At 63.0% G+C, this 8,397-nt stretch carries 10 protein-coding genes; 7 read left to right on the top strand and 3 right to left on the bottom strand.

The features are described from left to right. The first annotated feature begins 46 nt into the window (after nt 1–46). Nucleotides 47–820 carry a hypothetical protein gene (locus H0S73_RS25440; protein WP_181055012.1) on the top strand — a complete coding sequence of 258 codons (774 nt, stop codon included), beginning with the start codon at nt 47–49 and terminating at the stop codon, nt 818–820. A 65-nt stretch (nt 821–885) separates the two neighbouring features. After that, nucleotides 886–1,185, top strand: a complete 300-nt coding sequence (locus H0S73_RS25435) for a helix-turn-helix domain-containing protein (protein ID WP_181055011.1) — start codon at nt 886–888, stop codon at nt 1,183–1,185. Nucleotides 1,186–2,015: 830 nt separating this feature from the next. Here the strand turns inward: H0S73_RS25435 and H0S73_RS26200 are convergent. Next, nucleotides 2,016–2,147 carry a hypothetical protein gene (locus H0S73_RS26200; protein ID WP_281369220.1) on the bottom strand — a complete coding sequence of 44 codons (132 nt, stop codon included), beginning with the start codon at nt 2,145–2,147 and terminating at the stop codon, nt 2,016–2,018. Nucleotides 2,148–2,767: 620 nt separating this feature from the next. Here H0S73_RS26200 and H0S73_RS25430 point away from each other — a divergent pair. Next, complete coding sequence (locus H0S73_RS25430; RefSeq protein WP_343058509.1) at nt 2,768–3,133, top strand: phospholipase A2 family protein; 366 nt, start codon at nt 2,768–2,770, stop codon at nt 3,131–3,133. A gap of 97 nt (nt 3,134–3,230) precedes the next feature. Here H0S73_RS25430 and H0S73_RS25425 read toward each other — a convergent pair whose 3' ends face one another. Further along, nucleotides 3,231–4,028, bottom strand: coding sequence for an outer membrane protein (locus tag H0S73_RS25425; protein WP_181055010.1), 798 nt, complete (start codon nt 4,026–4,028; stop codon nt 3,231–3,233). A gap of 612 nt (nt 4,029–4,640) precedes the next feature. Continuing rightward, entirely contained in the window at nt 4,641–5,327 is a 687-nt protein-coding gene (locus H0S73_RS25420; protein ID WP_181055009.1) for a GntR family transcriptional regulator, read from the bottom strand. A 445-nt stretch (nt 5,328–5,772) separates the two neighbouring features. On the opposite strand from H0S73_RS25420, the gene H0S73_RS25415 reads away from it, so the two are divergent. The 4 genes from H0S73_RS25415 to mobV form a co-directional block, all read left to right on the top strand. Beyond that, the gene (locus H0S73_RS25415) at nt 5,773–6,324 is read left to right on the top strand and encodes a hypothetical protein (protein WP_181055008.1); all 552 of its coding nucleotides are present in this window, start codon (nt 5,773–5,775) and stop codon (nt 6,322–6,324) included. A gap of 74 nt (nt 6,325–6,398) precedes the next feature. Further along, entirely contained in the window at nt 6,399–6,623 is a 225-nt protein-coding gene (relB, locus tag H0S73_RS25410) for a type II toxin-antitoxin system RelB family antitoxin (protein ID WP_181055001.1), read from the top strand. Next, the gene (locus H0S73_RS25405; protein WP_181055007.1) at nt 6,607–6,876 is read left to right on the top strand and encodes a type II toxin-antitoxin system RelE family toxin; all 270 of its coding nucleotides are present in this window, start codon (nt 6,607–6,609) and stop codon (nt 6,874–6,876) included. The genes relB and H0S73_RS25405 overlap by 17 nt, the downstream gene beginning before the upstream one ends. 234 nt (nt 6,877–7,110) lie before the next feature. Beyond that, nucleotides 7,111–8,397 (top strand): MobV family relaxase (gene mobV, locus H0S73_RS25400; protein ID WP_181055006.1); only part of this gene is annotated, 1,287 nt, incomplete at its 3' end.

Below are 8,397 nucleotides of genomic sequence, written 5' to 3'. Positions count from 1 at the left end.
TCGGCCTCGAGCTTCTGGAAGACCTGGGCAAGATCGTTGGGATCCGGTGACAGCGCCAGCACCGGTGCTGGCGCTGTCACCGGATCCCAACGATCTTGCCCAGGTCTTCCAGAAGCTCGAGGCCGACGGCATGGACCCGAAGGAGGCGGCCAAACTCCAGGAACTGGGGCTCGTCGGCGCCGCCCGGTTCGGGCAGCGCCTGCATGTCGCGTTTCCGCTGTTTCAGGACCACCACACTGATCCCGCCGAGCCGCCGGTCGGCTATGTCGTCGAGGATCTCAGCCAGCCGCAGGCGCAGCTGCGGCGGTTCGGAGCGCCGGGCCTGTGGCGCTTTTCCCATCGCTCGGGCTACGAGGGCGCGGACCGGCTCGTCCACGTCTTCACCTCGACCCCGGGCGAGGCTCTGGCCTTGTGGAACATCGCCCGCCTGGAGCAAGGCTTTCTGCCGCAGCTAGAGCAGGACACCATCCAGCGCACGGTCTTTGTCGCGACCGGCTGGACCGGCCAGGAGCATCGCGCCCGGCTGTGGGCCCGGGCCAAGGCCGATCAGGCGTCCCTCGTGCTTGCCTACCGGGATGACGACAAGGGCCGGATCCAAAGCCAGTCCATGGCGCAGGAGGCCCAAAAGCAGGCTATTCCAACGGCTAGCGTGACGGGGGTCCTGTCCCTGCTCTCGCTGCAGAATTTCGCCCAGCTCTGGCTCACCATCCTGCGGGAGGGTGCGGAACGACTCCTGGAGCGTCTCAAGGCAGCGCGCGAGGCGCGCCGGAAGCGCCAGCAGGAGATCGAAGCCGCCAAGCGAGGACAGGGCCGCGGGTGATAACAGGTGTCCGCCATTGACGCACTGCGTCGCCGACGCATCTTCCCATTGGGTGGAGGCTCTCGATGGGCAAGCAGGATGACGACTTCGACCAGCTGATCGCCAATCTGAGTGCGGTGCTCGCCTTGGCGGATGACGGCCAGAGCCTCGGTGGCGGCCTCCAGATGCCTTACGCCATTGACGTAGCAGCCATCCGGAACAAAACCGGACTGTCGCAGGCCGCCTTTGCCCGCCGCATCGGCGTGCCGGTGGGCACGATCCGCAACTGGGAGCAGGGCCGCCGCTCCCCACAGGGGCCGGCCCGCATCCTGCTGGCCCTGCTCGATCGCAATCCGCGCATTGTTGAGGAAACTTTAGGAGGCTGAACGCAGCGGCCCGGCGGTTTGAGCTTGCCGCCGGGCCTGGCCATGGTCGGTAATGTCTCAGAGGGCTTCAAAGACGGGGTTCCATGGTTGGTGCGATCATACACCTGACGGGCCCACAGGGCACCTCCATCCATCAGACCCGCTTGGCCGGAACGGAACCCGAGAGGCGGCATTGACGGAGTATGAAGGCATCCCCTCCTTCATGTCTCGCATGCCTCGCGCGCTTAGCCCCTCTCAGGAGGGGCTTCTTTTTATGGCTCCGCTGAAACCGCCCCCGGCCGGGCTGGTTGCTGTGGAGAAGGCTGGCTCGCATGGCGGCCTTCAGGGGCCAGGAGGCCTCCTCGCCTTCCTGGCAACGGCGGGTGAGGAGGCCTTTCTTTGCCCGCGCCTGAGCGGGTCTCATAAGACCCATCCAGTAGAAATTCCTAGACAGGGGGAGTTGGGTGGTGGCTACCGCTTCGACGGCCGCGATCCTTCGGTCGGTGCCGGACTGGTGTCCACGTTGTCATGGGGGGAAGCCGCCCTCAGTCGCTCCTCGGCGAGTTGCTCCCAGGTGCGGGCCATCTCCAGTAACTGCTCCCGTGGTGGCCCCTCGGGCATCTGCTTGGCCAGAACCCGGCAGTCCTGAGCATGTTGGCGGTAGTCTGCCGCGGTTTTCATGGGTGGGATACAAAAACCCCTCCTCGGGCGAGAAGGGAGCAAGGTTGAGGACCATGTATGCTGCCGTTCTACGCCATTCAGAGGGTGAAAGCCATCACGCATTCCATAAGGTCCCGTTTCGCGAAATCGGACACGGACACACAGAGAGCACAGCTGTGGGGAAGGGGCAGCTACAAAGCGATCGCGATGGCCCAGGCGATCAAGCCGATGCCGGCGATCAACCCGACCCATTCCAAAACACGGGCCAAGGTGTCGTTGGCTGGCGTGGTCTTGGGGACTTCCAGGAGAGGAGCATCGTCCATGATCGCACAGCCTTAGCAATTTCAGGAGGCGCTCAGCGGACAACGACAGCCCGGAACAGGCGTTCCCACGTGATAGTATTTTCAAGTAACTGTTGGCTGTTTCCGGGCCTTTTCAGGGTCGGTTAGACTAGGCCTTTACAGAGACGCGGCTGAGCTTTGTAAACTCATCTTCCGAATACGCTGAATTGCAACCCTATCCGGTTCCATAAAGGCGCTTATCGGAAATTCGCCTGTAGGCGCAGAGTTAAAATGTCCCACCGGAGCAAAGTAGGAATGTCACTCTCCCTGGGTGATAGTCCTGGGGAGATTGGGTCTGATGACGGTGATTGGGATGAGCCAGCCGGAGATCAATCGGCTTCACCTTCTGCAGGACGTTGTAGCGGAGCAAATGACAGTGCGCGAAGCCGCCCTAAGGCGTTATGCCGTGGTAAGCTCAGCAACCGGCTCCTGTCGGCGGTGCGGCAAACTGAGGTACTGGCGCTGAGCAGACATTAGGGCAGTGTCCATGGAACCGGCCCTAGGACAAATCGGTTCACCAGGGGCACCCTCTCGCTTGTGCTCAATGTCCTGAGCAGACCTCACTGGAGTTCCAGGCTGCTGTGTTCTGGTTGCGTTGGTTTATGCTAGGGCTCAGCCTGTCCCTTTTGATGCAAGATCCGGTTCTGGCAGGACCTCGCGCCAGCCGGCCATCGGCCCCGGCGCTTCCTCTCTTTCACGGCAATTGGTGCGGTCCGGGGGATGCCGGGCGTGCTGCGCCCATCGATGCCCTGGACGCTGCCTGCCGCGCCCATGATCTCTGTTACGAACGGCTGGGCCAAAGGGCGTGCCCGTGCGACAGGGCTTTTCTTCAAGCAACCGCCACCTTGATCCAGAACCCCACGGTGGAAGAGACCCTGCGCAGTAAGGCGGCCACTGCCAATTCTCTTTTCAGCGCCGCCCTCTGCCGGGTGCCGCATCACTCCCGGCGGCCTGTTGGAAGGCGCTGAAGGCCACAGGAGGTCGGCGGCAACAGCCAAACACCCAGACAGCGAAAAAGGCCCGGGTTGCCCCGGGCCCTGTATTGGTCGACCGCAGTGGCGGATCTTAGTAGGTGCCAAACTTGAAGTTCAGCTTGGCGCGAGCCACGAAGAACTCGTTCTCATCATCATCCCGGGCCGGCATGAACACGTTCACCGGGGTGGTTCCGCCGGCCGGCGTGAAGGTGCCGATCGGGCCGGTGCTGCCATCGTCGTCCTGATCCAGGCTCACCCACAGACCCTCGACCCCGAAGGTCACGGCGTTGGAGCCGAACAGGTTCCAGTTGGTCGGCAGCGCCCACTCGACACCGCCACCGGCCGTCCAGCCGGTGTTGTCTTCCGTGTAGGCGAGACCGCCGGTGGCGTAGACCAGCACGCGGTCGAATGCCACACCGGCGCGCGCGCGCACGGTGCCGAACCAGTCCGGCTCCTGGCTCGCGAAGGTGCCCGGCACGAACACGCCGGTGTTTCCAACGCCGGGAGAGAAGGTGACATCTTCATCGTCACCGGTGTCGCGCCACTGGATGTCGGCTTCAACACCGAACACGAAGTTGCCGGTCTGGTAGTTGTAGCCGATCTGGCCACCGCCGACGAAGCCGCCGTCATCGTCATCGAAGTTCAGTGTGCCTGCCAGGCCAGCCGGGATGCCGGGGCCTGACAGAACCACCGGTTCGCGATCCTCCGTGCGGAAGCCCCAGCCGGCGTTGCCACCGACGTAGAAGCCGGTCCAGGTGAAGACCGGAACGGCTGCGATGACCGGAGCCGGAGGAGCGCTGCGGACCGGCAGGTCGGCCGCGGAGGCCGCCGAAAAGCCGGCGGTGGTCAGAGCAGTCGTGGCCAGGAGGCCGAGAATACGAATTTTCATGAAAGTGCATCCTTCTGCGAGGGTTCGCCAGGGGAGTATGGACCTCTCGGGAGGGATGGCTATAGCAACGCTGCAACAGCCAAAGACTTTCGTCATGGGAGTTTGCCGGGCGCGAGCAATTGCGAGGGAGAGGCGAGGAGGCGTCGTTGACATCGCCCAGCCCGGATGCGTTACTGCTCTGGCCTTTCGGCATGCGTATCCCGGAAGCGAGGGCCACGGAAAACCCTGCCGCGCAACCGGCAGGGTTTTTCCTTGGCGGCGCTCTGATCGTTGTGCGCCCCTATGACAGACGAGCGGGGGGCTTGGCCTGAGGCGGGCGTCGCGCATTGACATGAGACTGGGCGCATGCGCTACTGGCTCTGCCTTCACAGAGCAACTGAAGGCGAGAAGAAACTTCCAGCCCTGCCTCAACGGCAGGGTTTTTTGTTTCCCGGAAACCAGGTCCAGAGGCGGAGCATGATATCGTGCTCTGTCACGAACGAGAACTTGATCTTCTAACTGACAATGCCTGCACGATAGGAGTTGGAGAACATCCTGACTAAGGTTTGACAATTCATCGTGAATTGATGACGGCGGCTAATCTGGATTTGCCCTCCCCTAACCCGCCTCCGGCTATGCCGATAGCCCGTCTTCGGGGTCAGCTGGGTGTTCTCGCTTCCAGAATCGGTTTCCTGCTGCTGCGAGTGACCCAGGATTCGTGTTCTTAGGCGTTAGCGCGAGACTGCTTTTAGATTTTTGTATTCGTGGGGTTCGCGAATTTGCACCCGTACTGAGACGGAGCCACAGGCTCCACTCTTTCGAAACGACAGAAACCTTGTTGGGGTAGTTCATCCAAGCCGTACGCCGGCGCTCCTCAATGGTGACGAGAGCGAGCGTTTGAGCCTGTCTCAAGGCGTTGCGCACGGTCGTTTCAGAGACACCCGCGAGGGCCGCGATGTGCCCGATCGTTAGGGAACAGACACCATTCTTCTTCACCTCAGACGCAACGACAGCCAGCACGGCCTGCTCGGCCAGGGTGAACTGCGCCGCCAGAGCGGGCGGCAATCGGCCTGCGGCGGCCCAGGACCGGCGTCTTTCCATCGAGGCAGAGGAACGGGGCCGGGATCCGACGCGCCGCCTGGCGGGCGCCTCCGTGGACGGAATGGCTGCTCTGGCATTGATCAGGGTATCGAGGGTCTCAGCCTCGGCCTCTGTGAGTTGCCCAGCCGCAAAGGCCTTGTACATGGCTGACCGGATCTCCGGCAGCTTCACGCGCGGCGATGCCATCACGGCTCGCCGGATCTCCTCGCCAAATGACATGCGAGCTCCCTCGGGTTGGGCCCGGCGGAGGGAGTGGCTTCAGGCATAGCTTCGCCGTTAGCGAAATCGCGATTTCGCTTGACGAGAGGCCGGCTTGTCGGGGAAGATCATATCGCCAAATAGATCTGTCCCGGTTCGCCGGTATGCATGAGGCCCGCCCCTTCGGCGGGCTTTCGTGTTTCTAGTCTCCAGTGCGTCGCAGATTTGCAAAACGCAAATCAAGCCAACGGATTGCATATTGTGCCCCGGCGACTCGACAGGGGTCAATGCCAGGTTAGGCTCCACCCAAAACCTTTACGGGAAATTAACCAAACACTCCCAACGTGAGGCGGGGAACGTATGTGCCGTAGGCCGCCCTACACGTCCAACCCACCGACAGGCCGGTTCCAACGTAGGCCGCCCTTCAGTGCCAACGTCCTCCTACTGACAATGTTGGGGATGCTGGATGTCTGAAAACCGGTTTGTGACGGCCACCTATCGCGAGATCGCGGAACGGTTCGGCATCGGCATCGAAGGCGCGCGGATTAAGACTAAGCGACGGGCAGCAAAAGGCTTGTGGCGGGTTATCCCCGGCAATCATCCGCAGGACATCATCCGTGTTGAGATACCCGAGGAGGAGTGGAGCTCACCCCAACGTTCCCTGACCCACAGTCCCAACGATGGGACACTAACGCCCCTACCCCAACAAGCGGCAGAACGCAGGGATACCAATGACATAGATATGTTAGTTGAGCTTATTCCTCAGCTAACAGCACAACTGTCGGCAATGACGGACCGGCTGGTTGACGCTGAGAAGGGGCGGGCAGAGGCCGAGCGGGATGCCGCTATTGCCCAAGCTGCCCTGGCTAATGCCGAGTCCCAACTCTCCGCTATGCAGGAGAAACACCTTTCGGAGTTGAAGGAGTTGCGAGACCGGATGAACGCAGAAGCCGACAAGGCACGATCTGAATTAGCTGAATGGAGAGGCCGTCCTTGGTGGCGTCGATTGGCGGGCTAATTTCCCCTTTCTGCATCAAATCTGGCGGCCAGCCAAGTTATGCTATACATGTATAGCATCTGGAGGAATCCACTATGCTGGCTCTTCGCCTGCCCGACGACATCGAACAGCGCCTGGATCGGCTCGCCAAGGCCACCGGTCGCACCAAGAGCTTCTACGCCCGCGAGGCCATCCTGGAGCACCTGGATGACCTTGAGGATCTCTATCTGGCCGAGCAGCGCCTGACCGACATCCGCGCCGGCCGTACTCAGACCGTGCCGCTCGAGGACGTCATGAAGCGCTATGGCCTGGAGGATTGAGCTGGATCCCGCCGCCGAGCGGGAACTAAGCAAGCTCGATCCGCAGATGGCCCGGCGCATCCTCAAATTTCTCCGGGAGCGTGTGGCCAATCTCGAGGACCCGCGCAGCATCGGCGAAGCCCTCAGGGGTTCCCGCCTGGGCGAGTTCTGGAAGTATCGCGTCGGCGATTACCGCATCATCAGCAGCATCGAGGATGGCGCCCTGCGCATTCTCGTGGTGCGGATCGGCAACCGCCGCGAGGTCTACCGTTAGGGCGATTGACAGAGGCAAAGCTGCGGAGCAGTTTGGCCCTGCTCCCCTCAGCCAGAGGCTGAGGGGAGCAGACTTTGCCCTCGGCAAAGTCTAGTGAGTATACTTCTCCTGTCAGAAGTTCCACCCGCTCCGCTTCCACACTTGTGGTGCCTGTTCCTCAAGGTATATACTTTACAGCCAAGCTCGTAGGCTTTACCAGGAAGTCTATAGACTTTCCTCAACCCGCTCGGCCCGATGAGTTTCGCCATCCTGCGCTTCGAGAAGATCAAGTCCCTGAGCGACCTCAAGGGCATGACCGCCCACTGGGACCGCTCCCGGCCCACACCCAACGCCGACCCCAATCCTCATCCTGAGGCGGTGCAGTTCCTGCACGGCCAGGACCCGGTCGCAGAGGTCGAACGGCGCCTGCCCGAGAAGCGCCGCAAGGACGCCGTCCTGTGCCTGGAGGGGCTGCTCTCCGCCTCGCCGGAATATTTCCGACCGGACACCCCGAGCCAGGCCGGCGTGTACGATCCCAAGCGCACCGAGGCCTGGGTCAAAGCCTCCATGGCCTGGCTCAGGAAAGAGTTCGGCGATCGCCTGGCCTCGGCTGTCCTGCATCTCGATGAGGCCACCCCACACATCCAGGTCGCCATTGTGCCGCTTGACCGCACCACCGGCCGCCTCGACGCCAAGACCCAGTTCGGCCGCGCCGAGCTGCGCCGCTTTCAGACCGACTATGCCAAGGCCCTCAAGCCGCTCGGCATCCGGCGCGGCGTCGAGGGCTCCCAGGCCAAGCACCAAGACGTCCAGCGCTACTACGGCCTCGTCAACGCCGCTCAGGAACCGCCGGAGCTGTCCCTGCGCGACAAGGCCGCCCTTACGGTCGGCCGGACCACGGAAACGGTCGAGCAGCTCCTGGCTCAGGCCACCGACAGCCGTATGATCCGGGACGAGCTCGAGAAGGCCCAGAGCCGGCTGCGGGCGTCCGAGGACCGGGCTGATCGCGAGCAGAAGCTGCGGGGCGCGGCTGAAACGGCCCGCGACGGAGCCCTGAAACAGGCGCAACAGGCCGAGCGGGCGCTTGCCAGCCAGGTGCGGGAGCTTCCGCTGCCGCAGATCCTGCCCTTTCTGGGCTACAGCCGGCGCCACAAGGATCAGGACGAGGAATGGATCGGGCCGGCGGGTCCCCTGACCACCGAGGCCGCGAAAGGCAAGCCGAACAAGTTCTTCCTTCAGGACGCCGGCCAGGGCGGCCGCGGCGCGATCGACCTCGTCAAGGCCGTGATGGGAGCGGATTATGCCGGCGCCCTGGGCTGGCTCGCCCGCTTCGTCACAGACGACGCGCTTGTGGCCGCTGCCGCCGCAGAGGCTACCGCCAGCGCCCGGGAGGCCTTGAGCGAGGCGCGCGCGATGCCAGCACCGGTGCTGGCGCTGTCACCGGATCCCAACGATCTTGCCCAGGTCTTCCAGAAGCTCGAGGCCGACGGCATGGACCCGAAGGAGGCGGCCAAACTCCAGGAACTGGGGCTCGTCGGCGCC

This window comes from Microvirga mediterraneensis, assembly GCF_013520865.1.
GTDB lineage: Bacteria > Pseudomonadota > Alphaproteobacteria > Rhizobiales > Beijerinckiaceae > Microvirga > Microvirga mediterraneensis.
Note: the sequence above shows the minus strand (reverse complement) of the source record. Positions and strands in the feature narration are given on the sequence as shown.

Coding starts and splice junctions, on each gene's coding strand:
- H0S73_RS25435 (WP_181055011.1), top strand. CDS start 886: ATGGGCAAGCAGGATGACGACTTCGACCAGCTGATCGCCAATCTGAGT.
- H0S73_RS26200 (WP_281369220.1), bottom strand. CDS start 2,147: ATGGACGATGCTCCTCTCCTGGAAGTCCCCAAGACCACGCCAGCCAAC.
- H0S73_RS25430 (WP_343058509.1), top strand. CDS start 2,768: ATGCTAGGGCTCAGCCTGTCCCTTTTGATGCAAGATCCGGTTCTGGCA.
- H0S73_RS25425 (WP_181055010.1), bottom strand. CDS start 4,028: ATGAAAATTCGTATTCTCGGCCTCCTGGCCACGACTGCTCTGACCACC.
- H0S73_RS25420 (WP_181055009.1), bottom strand. CDS start 5,327: ATGTCATTTGGCGAGGAGATCCGGCGAGCCGTGATGGCATCGCCGCGC.
- H0S73_RS25415 (WP_181055008.1), top strand. CDS start 5,773: ATGTCTGAAAACCGGTTTGTGACGGCCACCTATCGCGAGATCGCGGAA.
- relB (WP_181055001.1), top strand. CDS start 6,399: ATGCTGGCTCTTCGCCTGCCCGACGACATCGAACAGCGCCTGGATCGG.
- H0S73_RS25405 (WP_181055007.1), top strand. CDS start 6,607: ATGGCCTGGAGGATTGAGCTGGATCCCGCCGCCGAGCGGGAACTAAGC.